At 65.6% G+C, this 24790-nt stretch carries 13 protein-coding genes and 1 pseudogene; 9 read left to right on the top strand and 5 right to left on the bottom strand.

Translation table 11 applies throughout. From position 1 onward, the window contains the following. From J2X19_RS15560 to J2X19_RS15545, 4 genes are all read right to left on the bottom strand, one after another. Positions 1-10971 carry a two-partner secretion domain-containing protein gene (locus tag J2X19_RS15560; protein ID WP_310374590.1) on the bottom strand — a complete coding sequence of 3657 codons (10971 nt, stop codon included), beginning with the start codon at positions 10969-10971 and terminating at the stop codon, positions 1-3. A 102-nt stretch (positions 10972-11073) separates the two neighbouring features. Further along, a complete protein-coding gene (locus J2X19_RS15555) occupies positions 11074-12807 on the bottom strand; it encodes a ShlB/FhaC/HecB family hemolysin secretion/activation protein (protein WP_310374588.1) in 1734 nt (577 codons plus the stop codon). A 222-nt stretch (positions 12808-13029) separates the two neighbouring features. Beyond that, a complete protein-coding gene (gene mnmA / locus J2X19_RS15550; RefSeq protein WP_310374586.1) occupies positions 13030-14142 on the bottom strand; it encodes a tRNA 2-thiouridine(34) synthase MnmA in 1113 nt (370 codons plus the stop codon). A gap of 130 nt (positions 14143-14272) precedes the next feature. Continuing rightward, positions 14273-15193, bottom strand: a complete 921-nt coding sequence (locus J2X19_RS15545; protein ID WP_310374584.1) for a LysR family transcriptional regulator — start codon at positions 15191-15193, stop codon at positions 14273-14275. A gap of 139 nt (positions 15194-15332) precedes the next feature. Here J2X19_RS15545 and J2X19_RS15540 point away from each other — a divergent pair, with 139 nt between their 5' ends. The 8 genes from J2X19_RS15540 to J2X19_RS15505 all read left to right on the top strand — a co-directional run bounded on the left by J2X19_RS15540 (position 15333) and on the right by J2X19_RS15505 (position 23889). Beyond that, a complete protein-coding gene (locus J2X19_RS15540) occupies positions 15333-16334 on the top strand; it encodes a Bug family tripartite tricarboxylate transporter substrate binding protein (protein ID WP_310374582.1) in 1002 nt (333 codons plus the stop codon). A 37-nt stretch (positions 16335-16371) separates the two neighbouring features. Beyond that, positions 16372-17175 carry a 2-oxo-hept-4-ene-1,7-dioate hydratase gene (gene hpaH, locus J2X19_RS15535; protein ID WP_310374579.1) on the top strand — a complete coding sequence of 268 codons (804 nt, stop codon included), beginning with the start codon at positions 16372-16374 and terminating at the stop codon, positions 17173-17175. 11 nt (positions 17176-17186) lie between these two features. Next, entirely contained in the window at positions 17187-17987 is an 801-nt protein-coding gene (hpaI, locus tag J2X19_RS15530) for a 4-hydroxy-2-oxoheptanedioate aldolase (protein WP_310374577.1), read from the top strand. 1 nt (position 17988) lies between these two features. Next, entirely contained in the window at positions 17989-19404 is a 1416-nt protein-coding gene (locus J2X19_RS15525; protein WP_310374575.1) for an FAD-binding oxidoreductase, read from the top strand. 57 nt (positions 19405-19461) lie between these two features. Beyond that, positions 19462-20937, top strand: a complete 1476-nt coding sequence (locus J2X19_RS15520; protein ID WP_310374573.1) for an aldehyde dehydrogenase family protein — start codon at positions 19462-19464, stop codon at positions 20935-20937. A gap of 71 nt (positions 20938-21008) precedes the next feature. Next, positions 21009-21884 (top strand): DODA-type extradiol aromatic ring-opening family dioxygenase, encoded by an 876-nt coding sequence (locus J2X19_RS15515; RefSeq protein ID WP_310374571.1) that lies wholly within the window; start codon positions 21009-21011, stop codon positions 21882-21884. Next, positions 21881-22825, top strand: coding sequence for a fumarylacetoacetate hydrolase family protein (locus J2X19_RS15510; RefSeq protein WP_310374568.1), 945 nt, complete (start codon positions 21881-21883; stop codon positions 22823-22825). Before J2X19_RS15515 ends, J2X19_RS15510 begins: the two co-directional genes overlap by 4 nt. Positions 22826-22905: 80 nt before the next feature. After that, complete coding sequence (locus J2X19_RS15505) at positions 22906-23889, top strand: 2-dehydropantoate 2-reductase (protein WP_310374566.1); 984 nt, start codon at positions 22906-22908, stop codon at positions 23887-23889. On the opposite strand, the gene J2X19_RS15500 is transcribed toward J2X19_RS15505, so the two are convergent. After that, the gene (locus J2X19_RS15500) at positions 23886-24359 is read right to left on the bottom strand and encodes an NUDIX hydrolase (protein ID WP_310374565.1); all 474 of its coding nucleotides are present in this window, start codon (positions 24357-24359) and stop codon (positions 23886-23888) included. The two genes, J2X19_RS15505 and J2X19_RS15500, sit on opposite strands and share 4 nt — an antisense overlap. Before the next feature lie 231 nt (positions 24360-24590). On the opposite strand from J2X19_RS15500, the pseudogene J2X19_RS15495 reads away from it, so the two are divergent. After that, positions 24591-24790: pseudogene (locus J2X19_RS15495) on the top strand (NAD(P)(+) transhydrogenase (Re/Si-specific) subunit alpha); the annotation flags it as partial.

Below are 24790 nucleotides of genomic sequence, written 5' to 3'. Positions count from 1 at the left end.
TTATCTCTTAAATGTAATGTCGCTTGGACTTATTGCGCCATTTGATTTTTGAACAATAGCTTGACGAATTGTCAACTCTTGTTGTGCTGTAACCGTTTGACCACGAACATCAATCACCACAGTCTGTGTCATCCCTTGTGGAAGATTTTGAGCACGCTGTACAGATTGCTCAGCTACATTGCTAACCAATCCACTAGAGTTCGTGTTGATGTTGTAATTTTTTACCTCAACGCTACAAACCGTACCAATACACCAGTCAGGTCTCACACTGCCGGCCGTGCCGTAATTTACTTCTCGACCGTTTTTGTAACTTATTTGAGCTCGCGCTCCAATTGGTAAATCGGCTCCCACGTCTATCTCGGATTGTTTCGGAGTTGGCCTAGCTACAACAGTTGTCTCAGCTACTGTTCCGACTTTGTTCGCTAATACTGCTTCCACAGCCGCTGGACTCAATCCCACCAGTGCATACGTCACCGCTGCCGCTTGTGGGCTCAGACCCAGACTCTGCAGCACCTGCTCCCCAGCGGTGATTGTCGCGTTGCCCGTTGCCGCCGTAGTAGCTCCGGCCTTCAAATTATCCGCTCCCACCACCATGCTGGCGGCGCCCAGTACGCAGGCAACGCCGGTAGCGCATTCGCCAGTGCCGCTGGCAATCAACGCCGCGCCGCCTACAGCTTGCAGTACGCCGCCAGCGCGGGTGCCCAGCTTGTTTTGCGTAGCCGGATCAATGATGTACTGGTCTACCCCGGTGTACTGAAAGAGTTGCCCGTAAATCCGGCCTTGCTGTCCTTGTTGCTGCGACAGCAGCGATTTCTCTGCCGTTAAGTTAGCGCCCGCATCTTGTAAGCCCTTGAGATATGCGTAATTTGGATCATCCGTCGGCACCCCGTCTGCGCAATGCACCAGGGCACACGCGGCTTCGGTCAAACGAGCTTCTTTCTCCGCATCGCCTTTGGCGAGTTGTTTGATCCGGTTTTTCTCTTCTGGATGCAACTGCCGATTATTCGCATCTACCCCCAGCGCAGTCGTCGCCCCCGTCACGCTGCCCCCGCTCGCTACCGCACCCACGCCAAGCGCCACCCCCTGCATCGCCACAGTCGCCAAACCCTGGGCCACGCTGGGCGGCAGCCCCGCGCTGACCAGACCGGTCTGCAGACTGGTTTGCAGCTCGTTCAAGGTCGGCGCCGCGCTGGCCACGGCGGCGGCGCCCAGCGCACCACTGACCCCACCACCCAGCGCCCCCATCACCGTGTGCGCAATCACCCGCCCCGTGCCGCCTTCCTTCCAGGTGTCGTAGTTGGCTTGATACTGCGGGTTGTTCAGATCGGCCGTGGCCTTGTCCACGGTATAGCCGTTGGCTTCCATCTGCTTGAGCTGTTCTTGCTGTTGTGCCGTCAAGCTGTCCGGGGCGAGGGCTTGCTTTTCCTTCAGGCCGAGGTATTTGTCGGCATCGGTAATCGGCTGCATCTGGCTGGCCGCATAGTTGGCCACCGCCAGCGGCGCCTGCTGGCTGAAGGTCTGGGTGATCTGCACCTGTGCCTGTACATCGGCCGTCACCTTGTCCTTGTCGAAGATGGACTGGATACCGGTTTCCTTGTCACCGGTACGCGCCGCGGTGTTACCCGCAACACCCGAGATACCGGCCTCGGTCGTGCTGCTGGCGCTGTCACTGGCGTTGCCGAAGCCACCACTGGCCCCACTGCTGCCCACGCTCACGCTGACACTTTGGGCGCTGTAGCTTGCCTGGTTCTGGATGTCGGTCAGCGTCAGTGCGCCACCGGTAGCGAAGCTGTTCACCCCCGCATCCACCGCCGCCTGGGTGCTGCTGATGGCGCCGCCGGTCAGCGTGGTGTCTCCCTGCACATCCACCTGGAAGCCGCCATCGCCGGCCCTGATCCCGCTTTGCGTGCCCACGCTGAGGAAGTCGCTGTCTACCTTGGTCTTGGACATGCTGGCGCTGGCACTCATGGCCGTGCCGATGGTCACGCTGCCGCCCACGCTGGAGCTGCTGCTGTGGTAGCTGCTCTGGTCCTGCAGGCTCTGGATGGTCAGATCACGGCCCACCTGGGCGCGTATGGCGTTGGCGGCGATGGTGGCGCCGGCCAGCAGGGTGTCGCGCCCGCTTTGCAGGTTGACGGCTTTGCCGCCGCTGACGGCGGTGTTGGTGTAGAGCAGATCGGCACCATCCCCCTGGCCCTTGCTCTTGCTGGCGCTGGCCGTCACGTTGAAGCCGCCGGTGCCGAAGCTCACGCCCACGCTGGCGCTACTGCTCTTGCTGGTGCTGTGCTCGCTGCTGGTGCTCTGGGCGGCTTGCAGCAGGATGTCGTTGTCGGCTTTGAGCGTCGTGGTGTCACCCGCGCTGATGGTGCTGCCCTGGACCAGGATGTTGCCCTGCAAGGGGGTTTCTCCGGTGCCTGTGGATAGGCCGCCGCCGGTGGCCACGATGCTCACGTTGCCGCCGGCGGCAACAGAAGAGCCCGCCGCCGTATTGCTCTGGTTGGTGGTGGTGCTGGTACTGCTGCTCTTGCCGTAGCTCAGGGTCACATTGACCCCCGGCGTGCCGCCACTCTGGGCCACGCTTTGCACGGCGTTGTAGCCGGTCAGGCCCACGTTGACGGCAGCCAGGGCTTTCATCCGCTTGTCGCTGGTCTGGCTGCCCGCATCGGCCATTTGCTCCATGCTCTGCATGGCGCTGATCAGCGGGGAGGTGACGGCCAGCGTGAAGCCACTGCTGCTCTGCTTGGTCACTGTGCTGCTGGCGCTGCTCTCGCGGGCCTCGGTGATGGCTACATCCTGGGCCTGGATGGCGATGTTGCCTGCCGGTGTTTGCACGGCACTGCCCACCTGGCTGTATTGCGTGCCGGCCACCATCGTCACATCGCCGGTCAAGGAGGCTACTGTGCTGCCCGCTGCCGTATCGCCATTGCCCCGGCTGTCGGTGCTTTGCTGCTTGTTGCCGTAGTTGATACCCCCGTCCAGCGAGAAGCCGCTGCGCTTGGTCTCGAAGAAGCTGGTGCTGGTGCTGGTGTTCTTGTCCGAAGCAATGCTGATGTTGTTTTGCGCCACCAGGGTGGTGCCGGTATCGCTGACTACGTTGGAGCCCGACACCGTGATGTCTTTGCCCGCCACCACGGTGACGGTGCTGCCACCCACGCTGCTGCCCAGGGCGTTATTGGCGCTGCCGCTGTCTTGCATGCGGGTGCTGCCTGAACTGAAGGCACCGGAGCCCTCTGCAAAGCTGGCGGTGGTCAGGCTGGTAGTGCTGCGGCCTGCCAGGATGTTGACGTTGTTGCCCGCGGCCAGGGTGGTGGCGCCGGTGGTGCTGTTGAGGGTGGCGGCCACGGCAGTCAGGTCTTGGCCGGCACTCAGCGTCACGGCACTGCTGGCCTGCACCGTGGTACCCACGCTCTGGCTTTGGCTGAAGCGGGTGTAGTTGTTGGCATCGCGGGCGGTGTTGACGCTCTCGGCCTGGGTCACAGCTAGCAGGTTCAGGTTGTTGCCAGCCTGCAAAGTAACGGTGCCGGCAGAGCCGATGGCCGCACCCAGCAGGTTCATGTCGCGCCCGGCGGCGGCAACCAAGGTTCCGTTGGCCCCGGTCACATACAGGCCCGCAACCCGGTCCACACCCGTATAGCTGCTGGTGGCCGTCTGGGTGGACTGTGTGGTGGTCGTGAGGTTGATATCCCGCCCGGCCGTGGCCAGCAGGCTGTTGTTGGCGCTGATCTGACCGCCGATGTTGTTCAGGTTGGTGGCGGCCTGCACGGCCACATCTGTGCCCGCAATGCGCCCGCCCAGGTTGTGGATGTTGTCGGCGGCCACGCTGACCACGCTGCGGCCGGCGATGGTGCCGGTGTTCGTCAAGTTCCCGGTCAGGTTGATGTTGACCGAGCCACCCGAGAGCAGCGCCCCGGTGTTGCCCAAGTCGCCATCGCGCACCACGGCATATAGCTGGGGCACCAGCACCTTCTGGGTTGAGCCATCGGCCAGGGTGACGCTCTGCTCCACCAGCCAGACCATGTCGGTGGTCAGCTGGGCCATTTGCGCGGCCGACAGGGCAATACCGGGCACCAGGTTCCAGGCCTTGGCGTAGGTGGCGCCGGAGGCAATCAGGGCTTGGTATTGCTGCTCGTCGCTGCTGTAGTTGGACAGGAAGCGGTGGCCTGTGAGCTCGGCCACCTGTTCGCGGATCAGCTGCTGCTCATAGAAGCCGTCGCCGAGGCGCTTTTGCACCGTCGCCGGGTCGTAGCTGAGGGCGGTGAGCAGGGCGTCCGAGCTCAGCCAGGTGCGGTATTGGGTGAAGGCGGGGTCGGTTTCCACCAAGTAATGGGCGGTGACGCCTGGTGTGGTGCGGAACAGGCTGGCTGTGGGCAGGGTGCTGCTGGGGCGCACGCTGTGGACTGTGGCGCCTGTGCCGGTGGTGACCTGGATGAGGCGCGGGAGGCTGGGGGACGGGGTGCTGGGGCTGGCCGGGGTGGCGACTGTGCTCAGGGTGGGCCGCTGCAGGGCAATGACGCCGGTGTTGTCTATCACCGTGTCTGCCGTATTGCCCGTGGCCAGGGCCAGGGTGCTGAGCTGGGTGCCGATGGCGGTGTTGGACAGCGAGGCGAGCTGGACTTGCAGGGTACCTGTGCCCTGGGCGGCTTGCGTGGTGGCGGCCTGGCTGCGGCTGCCCACCGTGGCAGTGGAGCCGCTGGCGGTGTTGTACTGGGTGATGCCGGTGCCTAGGGTCAGGGTGCTGGCGGTGTTTTGCGTATAGCCGGCATTGATCCAGCCGTACTCATCAGAGCAACCGAAGATGTCGCAGTCCTGGCCGGTGACTCCCCAGTTGTGGGTTGCCCCATTGCGGGTATTCGTGGTGGTGACTTGGGTGGCGTGGTTGTCCACGGCCACGCCGGTGATGTTGAGTGCGCCGCCGGCGATGATCTTGCTGTTGTCGTTGAGCAGAGCCTGGCTGGCGTTGATGCTGAGGCTGCTACCGGAGAGGATTTGCCCGGCCGTGCCAGCCGTAACTTCTGCGCTCTGGCTGGTTTCTGTGTAGTCGCGGTAGGTTTTGAATGACAGTATGTAGGTTTTAGCTACGGCGCGGAAAGCGTCTATCTTGGCTTGCAGATCCTTCCAGGGCTGGCCTGCGGCCTCATAGGCTGCTATCTGTTCAGCGGAGACAGCGAGGCAGTTATCACAGTCGCCATTGTCGGGATAGACCGGGACGCCGGTGGTCGGCGCCGCTACGCCAAATGTGGCCCAGATACTGCTGGTCTCGTCGTAGGCGTAGGCGGCGGGAATTACCGTGGTGGTCTGATCGTGCCCAACGCGCGTGGTCACTGTATGCGCGGCAACGTAGGCGTCAGGCCCGCTGTAGAAAGCTTCATAAAGAGGGTTGGCGTAAGGGCTGGTGGTGAGCTCTCCCCCATTGGCGCTGACGACGGTTCTGCAATTCACCAACCCCCCCTCGCAAATACGGCTATTGGGCTCATAAGCCAGTCCTCTACTGACCCACGCAAAATCGGCCGCCGTGTAGACCGTGCCATCGGTGGTGATGTAGTCGGTCTGGCTGGCGCTGGTGGCGCCGGTAACCAGTCGGTAGTCGAAGCCGACGTTGAGGTTGTTCAGCACGGCGGTGTTGATTTGCAGGGTGCCCAGGGCCTGGATGGTGGCGGCGCTGTTGTTGATGGTGCTGGCCGCACCGGTGGCGAAGCGGTTGGCGTCCAGGCCGCCGCCGATGGCGATGTCCCCTAGGCTGAAGATCTGTGCGCCGTTGCTGTTGTTGACGGTGGTGGCGCCGATGTCCAGGCGGCTGCGCGCGGCGATGGTGCCCGCGGCGCCGTTCTCCGCCAGGTTGTTGACGGTGCCGGCTCGGATGCTCAGCTGGTCGCCATAGATGCGGCCGTCGATGCCGATGTTGTTGAGTGTGCCGGCGTTGATTTGCGTGTTGGTGCCGTCGATCAGGCCGCGGTTGGTCAGCGTGTTGCTGGCCGTCACCTGGGTGGTGGTGGCGGAGATTTTTCCGGTGGCGGTGTTGTCGATATTGCTGGCGTTCAGGCTCAGGGTGTTGCCCGCCTGCAGCGTGCCGCTGTTGGTGATGTTGCCGGTGGTGCTGATGCTGGCGTTGCCGTTGGCCGTGACTTCATCGGTGTTGTTGTAGTCGCTGGTCAGCGCGATGGACAGGTTGCCCTGGCTCAGCATCTTGCCGTTGCCCGTGAGGCTGGCGGCGTTCAGGCTCAGGGCCTGCATGGCGATCTGTCTGCCGCCGGTGTTGGTGACGGCCAGCGTCTTGGTGCCGCCCAGGTCCTGCACGGTCAGGGTGTTGCCGGCGCTGACCAGGCCCTGGCTGTTGTTGATGCTGCCGCTGCTGGTCAGGGTGGCGTTGTTGTCTGCGCGGATGGCGCCGGTGTCGTTGGCAATGGTGCTGGCCGTAATGGCGACGTTGTAGCCTTCGATGCCCTGGTTGCTTCCCTGGGTGTTGCTGTTGGTGACCGTATTTGCCGCCAAGGTCAGGGTGCCTGCGCTGCGCAGCAGACTGCCCGTGTTGTTGATGCTGCCGCTGCCGGCGTTGATGGACACATTGCCCAAGGCTTGCACTTGGCCGCTGCGGTTATCAAAGCCGGTGCTGGTGAAGCTGACGCCGGACTGGCCGACGATCTGGCCGCCCCCGGTGTTGTTCACTTGGCCGGTACTGGCGGTCATGGCGCTGCCTGCGCCGATGTAGCCCGCCGTATTGTTCAGCGCGCCGGTGGCCAGCGCCATGGCGCCTTGGGCGCTGATGCCACCCGCGCCGGTGACATAGCTGGCCGCCGAGGTGTTGGTCAGGGTCTGGCCCTGGGTATTGATGCTGAGAGTGCCAGTGCTGCCGGTGGTCTGGATGAGGCCGGTACTGTTGTTCAGCGTGCCGCTTTGCACGGTCAGGTTGTTGGTGGCGGCCAGGGTACCCAGGGCGTTGTTGAGGCTTTGCGCGTGGGTGTTGATGCTGAGGTTGCGGCCAGTGATGCGGCTACCCGCGCCGGCATTGCTCAGGCCAGCGTTGTTCAGCGTGACATCCAGCGCGGCCTGGATGCTGCCGCCGTTGTTGACCGTGCCGCCGGTAGTGGTAATGGCCAGGTTGTTGGCGACCGAGGCGATGGTGCCCACGCTGTTGTCCAAGCTGCTGGCGTTGAGAGTCAGGTCACCCATGGCGGCCAGCAGACCGCTGGTATTGGTGACGGCGCCAGAGGCGGTGGCCGTCCAGGTACCGCCGGCGGTGATCTGCCCAAGCGCGTTGTTCAACGTGGCGGTGCTGAGCGCCAGGTTGCCGCCGGCGCCAATGAAGCCTTGCGTACTGTTGTCCAGCCCGGCGGTGGTGGAAATGGCGAGGTTGGCGGTGCTGGCAGCCTGTACCGTGCCGCCCTGGTTGTTGAGGCTGTGGGCTTGGAGCGTGGTGTTGCCGTTGCTGGCGATCAGACCTGCGCTGCTGTTGTCGATGGCGCCTGTGGTGCTGAGGCTGGTATTGCCGTTGCCCAACTGGATGATCTGCCCCGCCCGGTTGTCCAGGCTGGCGGCGTTGAGGGTGATCTGCTGTGCCAGCATGCTGGCGTGGCCGTGCTGGATATTCCCCGCAGTGAGGTTCAGTGCACCGTTGCTGCTGGTCTGGCCGTACTGGCCGTTGAAGCTAGTGGCGGCGATGGCCAGCATGCCGGTACCGGCATGCGCAATGCTGCCTTGGGTGTTGGTCAGCGTGGCGGCCGAGAGGCTGAGGTTCTGGCTGTTGACGGCGATGGTGCCGTGGGTGTTGTTCAGTACGCCGGTGCTGGGCGCCAGGGCGAGCGTGGTGTTGCCGCTGCCGGTCTGGTAGATATAGCCTTGGGTATTGTTGAGGTTGGCGACTTGCAGGCTGAGCTGGCCTGCGCTCAGGGTACCCAGCGTGTTGTTCAGGGTCTGGCTGTCGTGCGCACTGGCGCTGATGGCCAAGGTGCCGGCGGTAGTGACGGTGGCGCTGGCCGTGCTGACCGAGCCGCTGCTGGCGGTAAGCGAGAGGTTGGCCGCGCTGGTCAGGCTGCTACCCGAAAGGTCGACGCTGGCGCCGTTCAAAACAGCGTTACCGCCCGCGACGTTCTGCCCCTGGGCAGCCAGAGTGTCCGTCGTGGTGACGGCCAGGTCGCCGCTGCTGCCCAGTGTGCCGTCGGCTTTTAGCCCGGCGGCAAGCAGGCTGGTGGACGTGCTGGCCAGGCTGGCCGCTGCGACGCTGGTGTTGCCCTGCGCGGCGATGACGCTGCTGTTGCTCAGTGCGCCCGCGGCCGTAAGGCTGGTGTTGCCGCCAGCATAAATGGTGCCAGTGTTGGCTAGGCCCGCGCTGCTGGTGGCGCCCAGGTGGCGGCCGGCTTGCAGGTTGCCCTGGTTGACCAGGTTGGCTCCCGCGCCTGTGGTGGCGAGGGTCAAGTCCTGCGTAGCGGCAATCAGGCCGGTGCCGGTGTTGTGGAGCACGCCCGCGGTGATGATGGATACGTCTGTGCCGCTGATGCTGCCGTTGGCGTTGTCCAGGCTCTGTGCGGCAATCGTTGCTCGGCCGGCGGTTTGCAGCACGCCGCCACTATTGTTGAAGCTGCCGGCCAGGTTGAGATGGAAGTCGCCGCTGCCGGTTTGCACGATGTTGCCGCCCACATTGGACAGCGCCTGCGCGCCTAGCTGGATCTGCTGGGCCGAGACGGTGGCCCCATTGGTGACCAGGGTTTGCGTACTGCTGGCGCCCAGTGTCTGCGCTGCCAACAGTTTGGCCCCAGTGGCGTTGAGGGTGCCCGCCGTGGCGCTGAGTGCGAGGCTGGTGGCGCTGGTCTGGCTGCCCGCCAGGTCCAGGGTAGTGCCGCGCAAGCTGGCGCTGCCGGCAGCAATGTTTTGCCCGTAGGCGGCCAGGCCTTGGGACGTGGTGGCGTTCAAGTTGCCTGTGCTGGCAAGGCTGCCATCGGACTTCAAACCTGCGGCCAGCAGACTGGTGGCCGTGCTGGACAGGCTTTGCGCGGTGAGCGTGGTCTCGCCCAGCGCAGCAATCACGCCGCTGTTGGTAACTGCGCCGCTGGCGGCCAGGGTCTGGCTGCCGCCCGCGTACAAGCTGCCGGAGTTCGACAGGGTGGCCACCTGGGTCTGCAGATTGCCGCCGGCCACCACGCTACCCGCACTGTTGCTGAAGTCGGTGGCTACCAATGTCGCGTTACCCTGGGTGGCTTGCACCGTGCCGCGGGTGTTGACCAGGTTGCCGCCGCTGAGGCCGAGGTGCTGGCCGGCGGCCATGGTGCCATCGGTGTTGTCCAGGCGGGTGGTCGCGCTGAGGTTGGCACTCTGGTCGGAGGTGATGCTGCCGCGGGTGTTGTCTAGCGTGGCCGCGGCCAGCGCCAGGTTGCCGTTGGTGGCGATGGTGCCGCCGGTGTTGTCCAAATTGCCGGCCAGGCTCAACGCCAAGTCGTCCGTGCCGGTTTGCAGCAACCGACCGCCCACATTGGACAGGTCGTGTGCAGCCAAGTTGAGCTGGTCCGCCGACAGCACGGCGCCGTCGGTGCGCAGGGTTTGCGTGGTGCGGGCGGCCAGGGTCTGGCTGGCCACCAGGGTAGCGCCGGTCGCGGTTACGTCACCGGTATTTGCGGTGAGGCTGAGGTTCTGTCCACTGAGCTGGCCGCCGGCCACGTTGATGCTGCTGGCGGTGATGTGCACATCGGCACCCGCCACGCTTTGGCCGGCCAGGGTGGTGTTGCCCGTGGAGGTGATTGCGAGCTTGCCGCTGCTGCCGACCGTGTTGTCTGCAGCCAGCCCGGCCGCCAGGACCCCACCGCTGGCGCTGGTGATGGCGCCGCTGCTGGTCACGCTGGTGTCGCCCAGGGCGGCGATCAGGCCGGTGTTGCCGATGTTGCCCCCCGCCGCCAAACCGGTGCTGCCGCTGGCATAGACCGTGCCGCTGTTGGTGACGGCGCCGCTGGTCTGCGCCGTCAGGTTCTGGTTGGCTAACAGGCTGCCGGTGTTGCTCAGCCAGCCGTCTGCGTTCAGCGTGAGGTTGCCCGCATTGGCTTGGATCACCCCGGCGTTGCGCACGCCCAGGCCGGCCTCGGTACCCACCAGGGTGATCTTGCCCGCATACATGCCTCCGATGGCCGCCACATCGAGGGCGAAGTTGGGGGTCGTGCCTGTGCCGGCAACGGCGGTAGTGGTAGCCGCATCGGCGCTGATGTCGTTGGCACCGGTGGTGACCGTCAGCTGGTTGGCCCAGATGCCCGCATTGACTTCTACCGCGCGCGCCAGGATGGCGGTGCTGTCGGTGCTGCTGGCATCCAGGCCGGCGCCGGTGATGCGGATGGTGCCGGTCTGCACCCGGTAGCCGTCCAGGTTGCCGTTGTTCATGATCGGCGTGCCGGTGGTCAGTGTGGCCCGGCTGGTGTTGATGAAGCCTGCGCCGTCCACCTGGATGCCTGCGGGATTGGCGATGACGACTTCGGCCCGTTGGCCCGCAACTTCGATGGCGCCGCGTAGCTGGCTGGGGTTGGCCGAGTTGACTTCGTTCAGGATCACGCGGGCGCCGCCGGTGGCCAGCCAGGGGTTGGCTTGCACCCAGCCGCCGATCTGGGTCTGCACATTGGTGCGGCTGTTGTTCAGCACCGCGCCCGCAGCCGTCACGTCGAACTGGCTGTAGGTGTTGCGGCTGACCCCGGCGGCACTCGGAGTCTGGATGTTGACCAGCGGGATGTTGTTGCCGGTAGTGAGGATCGTGGGCCGCTGGTTGGTGGGCGCGCTGTGGTCGGCCACGATCTGCGCTTGCACGGCCGGGACGATGGATGCAAGAAGCAGCACCGATGCCAGCGCCAGCGTGAGGGTCTGCAGCCCCGGCAAAGCGATACCGTTGCGGCCCGCACCCGCGCTGCGGCGCTCACCAGACTTGCCCTGCGCCGTAGCGGTTTCTGCCACCGCCATCAGGCAGCCACGGGCTTGGTTGAAGACGATGCGGTAGAGCTGCTGGTTCATGGTGTATGTGGCGCGGTTTAACGCTGTGTATTCAAATTGATAGCCGCTGGCGCAGGTGAAATAAGCGCTAGAGACCTGTTTTGTATAAATTAATAGGGCTACTTAGAAGCTGAGGCTCAGGCTGAATCCGGCCGTGGTGCCGGCGGTTCTGAAGCCCTCGGGGCGCTTTACCGGCCGACCCGCAAACAGCTCGTAGCCCAGGCCTTTGACGCTGCCGCGCAGGCCGATCACCGCGCCCGTGAGGCGGCGGCCGACCAGGAACTGGCTGCTGAAGCCGCCGACTTCGCCATGGTCCAGGCCGAGGTAGATATCCTGGCCGCTCTGGCCTAGGGGGACACTGAGCTCTTGGCGCAGCAGCCAGCCGTGCTCGGCCGACAGGCTGGATTCGCCGTCAAAGCCGCGCACGGTATTGCGCCCACCGATGGCGAAGCGGTCTTGCGGCGTCAGCGGCGTGCGGTTCCACTGGGCGCGCCAGCTGCCGCTGTAGCGCAGGGGCAGGCCGGCGACCGCAAAAGGGCTGTTCAGGCTGAGGTCTGCTGTTACCAGCTTGAAGCGCGAAGTGCCTTCGCCAAAGCCTTCTTCGGGCGCGGGCAGCGCGCCGAAGGCTCCAGTGCCGTGTTTGAAGGCTGCGTTGGCGTCCAGCGTGGCGCTGCCCATAAAGACGCGCTGGGCTACGGCGGCTTCCCAGCCGCCGACCACGCGGCGCTGCACCTCTACTTCGGTGTCGTCGATGTAGTTGTTCGATGTGCGCTGGAAGGCACGCACCGAGACTGTGGTCTTGCGGGCCTGGTCGCGGTAGACCAGGCGGGACAGTTTGAGCTCGGCGTTGCTGCTGCTGCCGCTGTAGACGATGCTCTGGTTGGCGCCGGCCACGCTTTGGTAGTAGCGGTTTTGGCTGTGGGTCAGGCCCAGCAGCCAGTAGCCCCAGGGTACCGAGTAGTGCACCGTGTGGCCTTGGGTGCCGTGCGCTCCGTCCGTCGCATCGCCTGCGGCATGGCCGCGTAAGGCGCTGTGGCCCAGGGCGCCGTCCAGATTGCGGTTGTAGGTGATGTAGAACAGGTCGTTCAGCGTCCACCAGTGGTCGTAGCTCAGGGTGATGCTGCCCTGGTTCTTGCCCGTGCCCTGGCTGCCGCCGTCGTCGGCCGTCAGGCTCAGGCGGAACGGCAGGGCTTGCTGCCAGCGGATCACCAGGTCGCTGCTGCCCGGGGCTTCGGCGGGCTCGATCTGGATGTCGGCTTCGGCACTGGGCAGGCGCTTGAAGTTCTCCAGCGCCTGCTCCACGTCGCGCAGGTTCAGGATGTCGCCTACTTTGGCGGGAACCGCATTCAGCGCGGTCGCACGACCCACAGTGCCGGGTGCAAATCGGATGGCGTGGATGCGGCCGGGTAGCAGGGTCAGCGCCAGGTGCCCGGACTTGAAGTCTTGCGGCTCCGTCAGCACGCGGCTGGTGACGTAACCGCGGTCCACCAAGGCCTGCTGCGCACGTTGGACCAGCAGCGCAATGCCCTGGGCGCCTAGGCAGCGCTGATGAGGACTGTCATCGTGCTGCGGACCGTTCAGTGCCTCCAGTATCCAGCCGAAACGCTCCGACAGATCGCCGCGTAGCGTGATGTCTTGCAGCACAAAGCAGGGTGCCTCGCCGATGGGCAAGCGCAGGTCGGCCGAGGCTGGCGGGCTGGGCAGGCGCACATCCGGGCTGGGCTGCAGCCGTTCGCGTTCGATCTGCTCGCGCTCTTGCTGGCGCCGTTGTTCCTGGCTGGGGTCGGGGCCGTTGCTAGGCGGGCTGGTTTGCGCCCAGCTGGCGCTACTGAAGGCGCACAGCAGCAGGCTGCACAAGGTATGGCGGGGAAGGGGTGAAAGAGGTAACAAAGGCAGTGCTCAAAGATCGCTGGACGACAGCGGTAATGAGAGCCATTGTTATTCTCTTGTTACTTTTTGTATCGGCTGGTGCCGGGGCGCGCACCGCCGGTGTGTGAACTAATTGGCATGGGCGCCGCGGCCCATCCTCCATTTTGGGGACGGGCCAGGCGCGAAATTGTGGGGTGCAGGCGACAGGTTTTAAGGCCCTGCGCAGATCACCCCGCCGCCCAAACACACATCGCCGTCGTACACCACGGCCGACTGGCCGGGGGTGACCGCCCATTGGGCGTCGGGGAACTGCAGGCTGAAGTGCTGTGGGCCGTCGGCAGCCAGGCTGCAGGCGGCATCGGCTTGCCGGTAGCGGCTCTTGGCGGCGTAGGCGCCGGGGGCGGGCGGGTGGCCGGCGACCCAGCTGGCGTCGTCGGCCGCCAGGGTCTGCGACTGCAGCCAGGGGTGGTCGTGGCCTTGCACCACCCACAAGGTGTTGCGCTCCATGTCCTTGCGGGCCACGAACCAGGGCGCGTGTTCGCCGCCGCCGCGCTGTGCGCCTTTTTCCTTGATGCCACCTATGCCCAGGCCCTGGCGCTGGCCCAGGGTGTAGAAGCTCAGGCCTACGTGCTTACCCAGCACGCGGCCTTTTTCGTCCTTGATCGGACCTGGTTCCTTGGCGATGTAGCGGTTCAGGAAGTCGCGGAACGGCCGCTCGCCGATGAAGCAGATGCCGGTAGAGTCCTTCTTGGCCGCGTTGGGCAGCGCCATCTCGGCGGCGATGCGGCGCACCTCGGTTTTGTGCAACTCGCCCACGGGAAACAGCGTTTTGCTCAGCTGCGCCTGGTTGAGTCGGTGCAGGAAATAGCTTTGGTCCTTGGACGGGTCCAAGCCCTTGAGCAGCTGGAACTGGCCGGCCACCTCGCGGACCCGGGCGTAGTGGCCGGTGGCGATCTTCTCGGCGCCCAGGCGGATCGCGTGGTCCAGAAAGGCCTTGAACTTGATCTCGGCGTTACACAAGATGTCGGGGTTCGGCGTGCGGCCGGCCTGGTACTCGCGCAGAAACTCGGCAAACACCCGGTCCTTGTATTCGGCGGCGAAGTTGACGTGCTCGATCTCGATGCCGATCACATCGGCCACGGCGGCCGCGTCGACGAAGTCGATGTTCGACGAGCAGTATTCGCTGTCGTCATCGTCTTCCCAGTTTTTCATGAAGATGCCGATGACCTCGTAGCCCTGTTGCTTGAGCAGATAAGCGCTGACGGCCGAATCCACGCCGCCGCTCAATCCGACCACCACCCGTTGTTTGCTGTGTGTTCCCATGCCCCGATTGTAAAAACCTGGGGCGGCTGGCCTGTGGCAGCGCGGCAGAGGCGGCAGGCCATGTAAGGCCATTGGTGCAAAAACCATAGCATTCGCCGCTGGTCCGGATTGGGCTAAGGGTCGATTTTGTTCATAAAGCGGGCGGTCTGTGGGGCTTTTGCAGCCGCTCCACCAGGTACTCCGCAAAGCCCTCGATCGCGGGCGATGCCACGCGGTGCGCAGGCCGGTACAGGCACACCTGGCGCATGGCCTCCGGGTCGACGATGCGGCGCATCACCAGGCCCTGGCGCTTGGCCCAGGGCGCGACGTAGGCGGGCGACACGGTGACCGCCAGGCCGGCGGCGGCCATGCCGAAGGCGGTGGAGATGTGGTCCACCACCTCGATCGGGTGGATACGCTGGTCTTCGGGCAGGGCCGCGCCCATTTGCGCCACGCTCAGCTCGTGGTCGCGCCCGGCCGTCACCAGCGCGTGCGCGCGCAAGTCGTTCCACTGCAGCCGCTGCTTCTGCGCCAGCGGATGGTCTTTTGCGCACCACAGCACCCAGGGGCTGCTGAACAGGCTGGTGCGCAGCACGTTGCCGCTGCTCTGCCGGTCGGGGCCCAGGGCCAGGTCCACCTCGCCGCTGTCCACCATATCGGTCATCTGCTCCACTGCTGCGTCGCGGATGCGCACCACCAGCTTGGGCCGCAGCTGGCTGTAGTCGCGGATCAGCGGCGGCAGGATGGCACTGGCGATGACCATCGGCGCGGCGATGCGCACCAGGCCGGCGGCGCGGTTGCGCAAGTCGGTGGCCGCCACCTCGGCCAGGCGCAGGTGCTTGAGCACGGTCTGGGCCGAGCCGTAAAACTCCTTGCCCGCCGCCGATAACGCCACTTTGCGCGTGCTGCGCTCGAACAGCTTGAAGTCCAGGCTGGACTCTAGCTCGACCACCAGCTGGCTCACCGCCGACGGGGTCAGCGCCAGCCGGTCGGCGGCCGCGGTGAAGCTCAGCAGCTCGGCCACGGTGACGAAGGCATCCAGCTGGCGCAGGGTGTAGCGGGGCAAGGCCATGGGATTATGAAGAAAGTCTAAGTAATACCCCAATATATATCGATTGTTGTATGGCGGGTGCGCTTGCAAACTGCAGGGACTGGGACATCTGAAACGCCCGCGTTCGACCTTTCCATAAAACCAGACAGGAGACATCCCCATGCCCATATCCCCCATCCCTCCCATCTCCCGTCGCCAACTGCTGCATATCGCTTTGGCCACCGCTGCCGGTGGCCTGCCCTCGGCCAGCCGGGCGCAAGCCATCGAGACCCTGAAAATTCTGTCGGGCTTCGCGCCTGGCGGCACGGTGGACACGCTGGCGCGCCGGGTCGCCACCCAGTTGACGGGCGGCTACGCCAAGGCGGCGGTCGTCGATACCCGCACCGGCGCGGGCGGGCAGATCGCTATCTCGGCGCTGAAAGCCTCAGCGCCGGATGGTGCCACCCTGCTGGCGACGCCGATGTCGATGCTGGGCATCTACCCGCACACCTACAAAAAACTGCCCTACGACCCGGTGGCCGATCTGACGCCGGTATCGCTGGGCGTGGTCTTCGACATGGGCTTCGCTGTGGGGCCCCAGGTACCGGCGGCGGTCAAGAGCGTTCCCGAATTTCTGGAATGGTGCAAAGCCCATCCCGAGAACGCCAATTTCGGCTCGCCGGCGCCGGGTTCCGTGCCGCATTTTGTGGGCGAGCTGATCGGCCGGGCCGGCAAGGTGGATTTGCGGCATGTGGGTTTTCGCGGTTCGCAGCCCGCCATCCTGGACATGCTGGGCGGGCAGATCGCCGCGGTGTCGGCTCCGGTGGGGGAGTTTCTGCCGCATTTGAGCGGTGGCAAGGCCCGCCTGCTGGCCACCTCCGGGGCAGCGCGCAACAAGTTCGTGCCGGGCACCAGCACCCTGGTGGAGCAGGGGTTGAAAGACCTGGTGTTTGGCGAATGGTTCGGTTTTTACCTGCCGGGCAAAGCGGCTGCGGACGTGGTGGCCCGAGCAAATACCGCGCTGCGCAGCGCCTTGGGCAACAAGGAGGTGATCGACGGCCTGGCCGCCATGGGGCTCGAAGCCCGCTCGTCCACCCCTGCGGAACTGGCCGCCCTGCTCAAGGCCGATAGCGAGAAGTGGGCTCCGATCGTGAAGGCGATCGGTTTCACCGCCGAATCCTAGGCCCCCGGGCCACCCAAAGTAGCAAGGAATCCCCCACATGCTGACCCCCGATATCCACCAGGCCTTGGCGCGCGAACTGCACCAGGCGGAACAGACCCGTGTACAGGTTGCGCATTTCTCCAAACGCTACCCGGCGATGGAGCTGGCCGACAGCTACGCCATCCAGCGCGCCTGGGTGCAGATCAAGCGGGACGAGGGTCGCAGCATCCTGGGCCACAAGATCGGCCTGACCTCGCGCGCCATGCAGATTTCGTCGCAGATCACCGAGCCCGACTACGGCGCCATGACCGACGACATGCTGTTCCCCGAGGGCGCCGACATCCCGGTGCAGCGCTTCATCCTGCCGCGCGTCGAGGTCGAGCTGGCCTTCATCCTGGGCAAGCCCTTGCGCGGCCCGAATGTGACGATTTTTGAGGTGCTGGCCGCCACCGACTACGTGGTGCCGGCACTGGAGATCATCGACGCCCGCATCGAGCAGCTCGACCGCGTGACCCAGGCTCCGCGCAAGGTGCTCGACACGATTGCCGATAACGCTGCCAATGCCGGCATCGTCATGGGTGGTCGCCCGGTCAAGCCCGACGCGGTAGACCTGCGCTGGTGCGGCGCGCTGCTCTACAAGAACGGCGTGATCGAAGAAAGCGGCCTGGCCGCCGCCGTGCTGAACCACCCGGCCCATGGCGTGGCCTGGCTGGCCAACAAGCTCAGCGCCCACGGCGAAGGCCTGGCCGCAGGCGAGGTGGTGCTGGGCGGCTCGTTCACCCGCCCGGTGGCCGGGGCGGCGGGCGACACCTTCCATGCGGACTACGGTCCGCTGGGGGCGATTTCCTTCCGCTTCATGTGAGGCCGCACGCCATGCAAACCCCTGACAACCTGTTCAAGCAGGCCCTGGCCCGCGGCGAGGTGCAAATCGGCCTGTGGCAAGCCCTGGCCGACCCCTACGCGGCTGAAATCTGCGCCGGCAGTGGCTTCGATTGGCTGCTGCTCGACGGCGAGCACGCACCCAACGACCTGCGCAGCCTGCTGGCCGCGCTGCAAAGCGTGGCGGCCTACCCCACGCACCCGGTGGTGCGCGTGCCGCACGGCGACGCGGCGCTGATCAAGCAGGTGCTGGACATCGGCGCCACCACCGTGCTGGTGCCCATGGTTGAGTCGGCCGAACAGGCCGCCGCCCTGGTGCGCGCCATGCGCTACCCACCGCAGGGCCTGCGCGGCGTGGGCAGCGCCATCGCCCGTTCGGCGCGCTGGTCGCGTTACCCGAACTACCTGCAGGAAGCCAACGAGCGTGTCTGCCTGTTGGTCCAGGTCGAGTCGCTGGCCGCCTTGCAGCAGATCGACGCGATTGCGGCGGTCGAGGGCGTGGACGGCGTGTTCATCGGTCCGGCGGACTTGTCGGCCTCCATGGGCTACCTGGGCCAGCCCGCGCATCCCGAGGTGAGGGCTGCGATTGACCATGCCATAGCCCGCATCCTGCATGCAGGCAAGGCGCCCGGCATCCTGTGCGCAGATGAAACCCTGGCCCGGCACTACCTGGCACTGGGCGCGCGCTTTGTCGCCGTGGGGGTGGACACCTCTTTGCTGGTGCGGGCGACTGCCGCGCTGGCGGCGCAGTTCAAACAGGCGGCACCCATGGCCGCGGCGAGTGGAGCCTACTGAGATGCTTGAATCCTTGCGCTCCGCCTTCAGCGGCCGGCTGCTCACCGGGGCCGACGCCGCTCCTTTTCTGACCGACTACCGCGGCAAATGGACTGGCCAAGCCCTGGCCGTGGCGCAGCCCGACAGCGCCGACGAGGTGGCGAAGGTGGTCGCCTGGTGCCACGCGCATCGTGTGCCAGTGGTGCCGCAAGGCGGCAACACTGGCCTCTCGGGCGGCTCGGTGCCAGAGGCTGCATCCGACCCTCTGCCCATCGTTTTATCGCTGACCCGCCTGAACCAGATCCGTGCCATCGACCCACTGAACAACACCCTACTGGTCGAAGCCGGCGTCACGCTGTTGCAGGTGCAAGAGGCTGCCAAAGCCGCAGGCCGTTTGTTCCCGCTGAGCCTGGCGGCCGAAGGCACCTGCACCATAGGCGGCAACCTGGCCAGCAATGCCGGCGGCGTGCAGGTGCTGCGCTACGGCAATGCGCGCGAGCTGTGCCTGGGGCTGGAGGTGGTGACCGCCGAGGGCGAACTCTGGAACGGCCTGCGCAACCTGCGCAAGGACAACACCGGCTACGACCTGCGCGATCTGTACATCGGCTCCGAGGGCACGCTGGGCGTGATCACCGCCGCCGTGCTCAAGCTCTTCCCCTTGCCTGCCGCGCAAGTGGTGGCGTTGGTGGCCGTGCCGAGTCCGCAGCAGGCGCTGGATCTGCTGGGCCTGGCGCAGGCGCGGCTGGGCGCGGGGCTCACGGCGTTTGAAATCCTCAGCGACACCTGCGTGGCGCTGGTGCTGCAGCACATCCCCGGCACGCGCCGCCCGCTGGCCGAGGTATCGCCCTGGTATGTGCTGCTGGAGCTGTCGGCCAGCACCGGCGAAGCGCAGGCGGCAGAGGCCATGGAAGGCCTGCTCGAAGCGACGATGGAGAGCGAGTGGGTGACAGACGCCGCGCTCGCCACCAACCTGGCCCAGTCCGAGGCGCTGTGGGCACTGCGCGAAAACATCTCCGAAGCGCAAGCCGCCGAGAGCAAGACCATCAAGCACGACATCGCGTTGCCGATCTCGCGCATCCCGGCCTTCATCGCCAGCACCGATGCGCTGATCGCCGCGCAGTTTCCGCAAGTGCGGCAGGTGACCTTCGGCCACCTGGGCGACGGCAACCTGCACTACAACGCCTCGCCCCAGCCCGGTAGCGGGCCAGAGCAGGTGGCCGAATTCCTGGCACTCGAAGCCCCGCTGAACCAGCTGGTGCACGACGCGGTGCACGCCTTCGATGGTTCGATCTCGGCCGAGCACGGCCTGGGCGTGCTGCGCCGCGATGCGTCGGCCCGCTACAAGCCGCCGCTGGAGCTGCAGCTGATGCGGCGCATCAAACAGGCGCTGGACCCGCAGGGGCTGATGAACCCCGGCAAGCTGCTGAAATTTGAATGAAATTGGCCTCTAGCGCTTATTTGATATGCGCAAGAAGCTATTAATTTAGGAGTAACCATGAATTCCGAAACCCTCAGCGTCGCGGGCCACAGTGTCTCGCCGCACCACTACATCAACGGCCAGCGCGTGGCCTCCGACGTGCTGTTCGATCTGCACTGCCCCATCGACCAAAGCCTGCTGGGCCGCATCAGCGAAGGCACGGCCGCCCATGTGGACGCGGCCATCAGCGCCGCGGCGGCAGCCTTCCCCGCCTGGAGCGCGCTCAGCGCCACCGAGCGCAAGCCTTACCTGGACCGTTTTGCGGCGGAAATCGGCAAGCGCTCCGAGGCCTTCTGCCAGCTCGAATCCACCGACGCCGGCGTGCTGCTGTCGCGCATGCAGCACGGCGTGGTGCCGCGCGCCATGCTCAACCTCAGCTGGTTCGCCGAACACGCGCTGACCTTGCAAGACCAGCCTATCGAGACCGCGCAAGCCACCCACATCGTGCGCCACGACCCGGCCGGCGTGGTGGCCATCATCACGCCCTGGAACGCGCCGCTGATGCTGGCCACCTGGAAGCTGGGGCCGGCGCTGGCCGCCGGCAACACGGTGATCGTCAAGCCGCCCGAATGGGCGCCGCTGACCAGCAGCCTGCTGGCCGACTGCGCCCATGCCGCCGGCCTGCCACCGGGTGTGTTCAACATCGTGCAGGGCAGCGGTGCCAGCACTGGGGCCAAGCTGGTGTCCGACCCGCGCCTGGCCCGCGTGTCCTTCACCGGCTCGGTGCCCACCGCCAAGTGGATCGCCCAGGCCGCCGGTGCGAACCTCGTGCCCTGCAGCCTGGAGCTGGGCGGCAAGTCGCCCTTCATCGTGCTGGAAGATGCCGACATCGACAACGCTGCCGCCACCGGCGCGCTGATGTACCGCAACGCCGGCCAGGTGTGTCTGGCGGGCACGCGCTTCCTGGTGCACGGCAAGGTGCGCGATGCGTTTGTGGCGGCCATGCGTAGCTATGTGGACAAGCTGAACGTGGGTGACCCGCGCGATGCCGCCACCGAGGTCGGCCCCATCATCCATCCGCGGCAAGTGGAGCGCGTGCAGGGCTTTGTGCAGCGCGCGCTGGCCGACGGTGCCGAGCTGCTGTGGGGCGGCGCACCGCATCCCTTCGGTGCCCAGTACTACCAGCCGACCATGCTGACGAACCTGCGGCAAGACAGCGAAATCGTGCAGAACGAAGTCTTCGGCCCGGTGCTGACCTTGCAGACCTTCGACAGCGATGCGGAGCTGATCGAGATGGCCAACGGCACCGACTACGGCCTGGGCGGTGTCTGCTATGGCGCGACCGAACACGCCACGGCGATTGCGCAGCAGGTGCGTACCGGCTTCATCTGGGTCAACAGCTTCGGCATCCGCGATCTGGCCGCGCCGTTTGGCGGCATCAAGCGCAGCGGCATCGGCCGCGAGGGCGGCCACTGGAGTTTTGAGTTCTTCTGCGACATCAAGGACGTGGTGGTGCCGAAAAAGCCCTTCCGCGCCAGCTTCAGCCAGCGCTGACCACTTTTATGCAAAAACACCCGCTAGCGCAGGGAGTAATTGCGCTAGTAGCTATCAAATAAGGAGTAAGCATGGGACACATCGTGGGCGCAGCCCTGGTTTCACACCACCCCGGCCTGATGCAGTGCGAAGAGTTTCGTGTGCTGCAGGGCGCAGGCTCGGACTCGGACCTGATCCCCGGCTATGCCCGGCTGCGCGAGAAGATCGCCGCCGCCCAACCGGATGTGGTGCTGGTCTTCGACAGCCATTGGTTCACCACCGGCTACCACCTGGTGGACGGCGCGGCGCGCTACCAGGGCAACTACATCTCGGACGAAATGCCCTGGTATCTGCACGGCGTGCCCTACGACTACCGCGGCCACCCGGAGTTGGCGCTGGCCATCGAGGCCGTCTCGCGCGAGCAGGGCGGCTACAACCGCGCCATCAACCACCCCGAGCTGGGCAAACAATACGCCACCATCAACCTGGTCAAGCATTTGCGCCTGGAGTTGATCGATACGCCGGTGGTCACGGTCAGCTCCTGCCAGAACTGCGACTGGACGCATTTTCTGAAGTCCGGCGAGGCGATTGGCGAAGCGGTGCGCCGTAGCGACTTGAAGGTGCTCTTGCTGGCCTCCGGCGCCCTGAGCCACAAGTTCAACCCCATCGACTGGACGCCAAACCACCCGCGCATCTTCCACGAGAGCAATGTCTCGCGGCCCGAGAACATCGCCAGCGACAAGGGCGCCATCGCGCTGATGCAGCAGGGCCGGCACGACGCGGTGCTGGAGCGCTGGGACGATGAGTACCGCAAGAAACCCTGGGAGGCGTTTGGCGCGCACTACCTGCAGATGCTGGGCGCCATGGGCGGGGCCGCCTGCCGCGCCAAGGGCGAGCCGCTTTCCGCCTACGAAAACGCCCGCGGCACCGGCAATATCCACATCTGGTTTGACCAGGAGACAGCATGAACTTCGAATTCCCCCTGCAAGAACTCCCGGCCGTGATGCGCGGCCCGCGCGTCGAGCGGCGTCGCGTGCTGGTGGGCGGCAGCGCCTATTGGGGCACCCTCATCGAAGACGGTGCTGACCAGGGCAAGTTGCGCCTGGACGACGGCCGCGTGGTCGACCCGGCCACCGTGCAGCACCTGCCGCCGGTGGCACCGAGCAAGATCATCGCCGTGCACATCTCGTACAGCTCGCGCAGCTTCGAGACCCGCAACCAGCCCAAGCCCACCGAGACGCCGACCTACTTCACCAAGCCGGCGACCTCGGTCAACGGCCACGGCTGCGAGATCCTGAAACCCGCCGACAGCCTGTACCTGAACTACGAAGGCGAGTACGCCGTGGTGATCAGCAAGACCTGCCGCAACGTGCTGCCCGACGAGGCCTGGGACTACATCGAAGGCTTCTGCCCGGCGCTCGATATGGGCCTGCAAAACTACCGCGACACCGACCAGGGCAGCATGCTGCGCGTCAAGGGCGCCGACACCTTGCTGCCCATCGGCCCCGGCATCGTCAAGGGCGTGGACCTGTTCGCCCAGACCCTGCGCACCTACCGCAACGGCCAGGTGGTGCAGGAGGCGCATATCGGCGACGAGACGATCTGGGGCCCACACTACGTGATCGCCGACATCGCCCGCCACATCACCCTGCTGCCGGGTGACGTGATCTTGATGGGCACGCCCTGCCACTCGCGCTCGGTCGACCCGGGCGATCTGGTGGAATGCGAGATCACCGGCCTGGGCCGCCTGGCGGGCACGGTGGTGGCCATCCCCGCGCCGCGCGCCTCGGCCCTGGGTGTGGGCCACCAGCCCAACGACAGCCCCGAGGTGCGGCGCGTTGCCTTCGGCTTTGACGAGCGCGTGCCGGAGCGCTTCAAGGCCAACTACCGCGCCGCTGGCAAGCCCTGAGGCCGCTAAACTGGATAACTAATTTGCTCTTGAAAATATAGCTAATAGCGCAGGTATTAGCTGCGCTGAAAGGCCTTTTGATGAAAATTTGTATTTATGGCGCAGGTGCCATCGGCGGCTGGATCGGTGCGCGGCTGGCGGCCATCGGCGAACCGGTGAGCGTGGTGGCGCGCGGCGCCACCTTGGCGGCACTGCAATCGCAAGGTTTGCAATTGCAGCAAGAAGGCCAACTGCTGCGGGTGCCGGTGCAGGCGTCGGACAACCCGGCCGCGCTCGGTGTGCAAGACCTGGTGGTGCTGGCCGTCAAAGCCCCGGCCCTGGCCGAGGTGGCGCGCAGCATTGCGCCGCTGCTGGGGCCGCAGACCCTGGTGCTGACGGCGATGAACGGCGTGCCTTGGTGGTTCTTCCAGGGCTTTGGCGGTGCCTACCAGGGCACGCCGCTGCGCGCGGTGGACCCCACGGGTGCGATTGCCGCGGCCCTACCGGCAGCGCAGCTCATAGGTTGCGTGGTGCATGCGGGCACCTCGGTGTCCGCGCCTGGCCTGGTGCAACACCATTTCGGCAACAAGCTGATCCTGGGCGAGCCGGCGGGCGGGCGCAGTGCGCGGCTGCAGCAGCTGGCCGAACTGCTGGCGCGTGCCGGTTTCGATGCGCCGGTGTCCGAGTGCATACAGAAAGACGTCTGGTTCAAGCTATGGGGCAATATGACGGTCAACCCGGTGAGCGCGATCACCGGTGCCACCACCGACCTGATCATGGCCGATCCGCTGGTCTGCGGCTTCACCAGCCGGGTGATGCTGGAGGCCAAGGAAATCGGCCTGCGCATCGGCATCCCGATAGACCAGCAGCCCGAAGACCGGCATGCCATCACCCGCAAGCTGGGGGCTTTCAAGACCTCGATGCTGCAGGATGTGGAGGCCGGCAAGTCGGTGGAGTTGGACGCGCTGGTCAGCGCGGTGCAGGAGCTGGGCCGACTGACCGGCGTGGACACGCCGTTTCTGGATGCCCTGCTAGGCCTGGCGCGTTTGCACGCACGGGTGCAGGGCCTGTATCCGGCGGCTTAGCCCTCGTCGGGCGCGGTGTACACCAGATCCAGCGGGTAACGCCGGCCGGCCAGGTAGTCCTCGATGCAGCGCAGCAGCAGCGGGCTACGGTGCCGTGCGGTGCTGGCGCGGATCTCGTCCGGCGCCATCCACAGGGTGCGCACAATGCCGCGGTCCAATTTGCGTTCCGGCTGGAACGCGCCCAGCGTGCCGCAAAAGGCAAAGCGCAAATAGGTCGTGGTCTGCCGGGTGCTGGGGTTGTGCAGTCGGGCCTGGTACACACCGACCAGGGCGCTGGGGCTGAACAAGTAGGCGGTTTCTTCCAGCGCTTCGCGCGCGCAGGCTTCGGCCAGGGACTCGCCGGGCTCCAAATGGCCGGCCGGGTTGTTCAGCTTCAGGCCTTCGGGCATGCGTTCTTCGACCAGCAGGAAGCGGCCTTCGTGCTCGACCACGGCAGCTACCGTGACGCTGGGTTTCCATCGGGGTTTCATGCGCCCATTATGCGGAGAGCCTGTCACGCATGTTGGGTCGCGGGTCTGGCGGGTGGCCAAAGTCAGTTAAGCTTGGTCGGATAAGAAGCAGGCCATTTTTCGAGAAAACTGCACACCGTTGCGATTTTCTTTACCGAACACGGCTGTCTGCGGCAAGCAAATGCGGGGCTTAACTCCCCATTTGCCAGCTGCGGCCAGCCCTTCCGAAATGCAAGACCCGAGGAGACAAGAATGCTGATAGGCGTGCCGCAAGAGACGGCGACCGGAGAAACCCGAGTTGCCCTGACCCCCGAAACCGCCAAGAAGCTCGCAGCGCTTGGCCATACGGTACGCGTACAAAGCGGTGCCGGCATCGCCGCCAGCGTGACCGATGCCGCCTATACAGCTGCCGGGGCCGAGATCGTGGACGCCGCCGGCGCCTTCGGCTGCGA

The sequence above is a fragment of the Rhodoferax ferrireducens genome (genome assembly GCF_031458075.1).
GTDB lineage: Bacteria > Pseudomonadota > Gammaproteobacteria > Burkholderiales > Burkholderiaceae_C > Rhodoferax_B > Rhodoferax_B ferrireducens_A.
This window is presented reverse-complemented; position numbering and strand designations above follow the sequence as displayed.

Coding starts and splice junctions, on each gene's coding strand:
- J2X19_RS15520 (WP_310374573.1), top strand. CDS start 19,462: ATGAATTCCGAAACCCTCAGCGTCGCGGGCCACAGTGTCTCGCCGCAC.
- J2X19_RS15500 (WP_310374565.1), bottom strand. CDS start 24,359: ATGAAACCCCGATGGAAACCCAGCGTCACGGTAGCTGCCGTGGTCGAG.
- J2X19_RS15510 (WP_310374568.1), top strand. CDS start 21,881: ATGAACTTCGAATTCCCCCTGCAAGAACTCCCGGCCGTGATGCGCGGC.
- J2X19_RS15505 (WP_310374566.1), top strand. CDS start 22,906: ATGAAAATTTGTATTTATGGCGCAGGTGCCATCGGCGGCTGGATCGGT.
- hpaI (WP_310374577.1), top strand. CDS start 17,187: ATGCAAACCCCTGACAACCTGTTCAAGCAGGCCCTGGCCCGCGGCGAG.
- hpaH (WP_310374579.1), top strand. CDS start 16,372: ATGCTGACCCCCGATATCCACCAGGCCTTGGCGCGCGAACTGCACCAG.
- J2X19_RS15525 (WP_310374575.1), top strand. CDS start 17,989: ATGCTTGAATCCTTGCGCTCCGCCTTCAGCGGCCGGCTGCTCACCGGG.
- J2X19_RS15515 (WP_310374571.1), top strand. CDS start 21,009: ATGGGACACATCGTGGGCGCAGCCCTGGTTTCACACCACCCCGGCCTG.
- J2X19_RS15545 (WP_310374584.1), bottom strand. CDS start 15,193: ATGGCCTTGCCCCGCTACACCCTGCGCCAGCTGGATGCCTTCGTCACC.
- J2X19_RS15540 (WP_310374582.1), top strand. CDS start 15,333: ATGCCCATATCCCCCATCCCTCCCATCTCCCGTCGCCAACTGCTGCAT.
- mnmA (WP_310374586.1), bottom strand. CDS start 14,142: ATGGGAACACACAGCAAACAACGGGTGGTGGTCGGATTGAGCGGCGGC.
- J2X19_RS15560 (WP_310374590.1), bottom strand. CDS start 10,971: ATGAACCAGCAGCTCTACCGCATCGTCTTCAACCAAGCCCGTGGCTGC.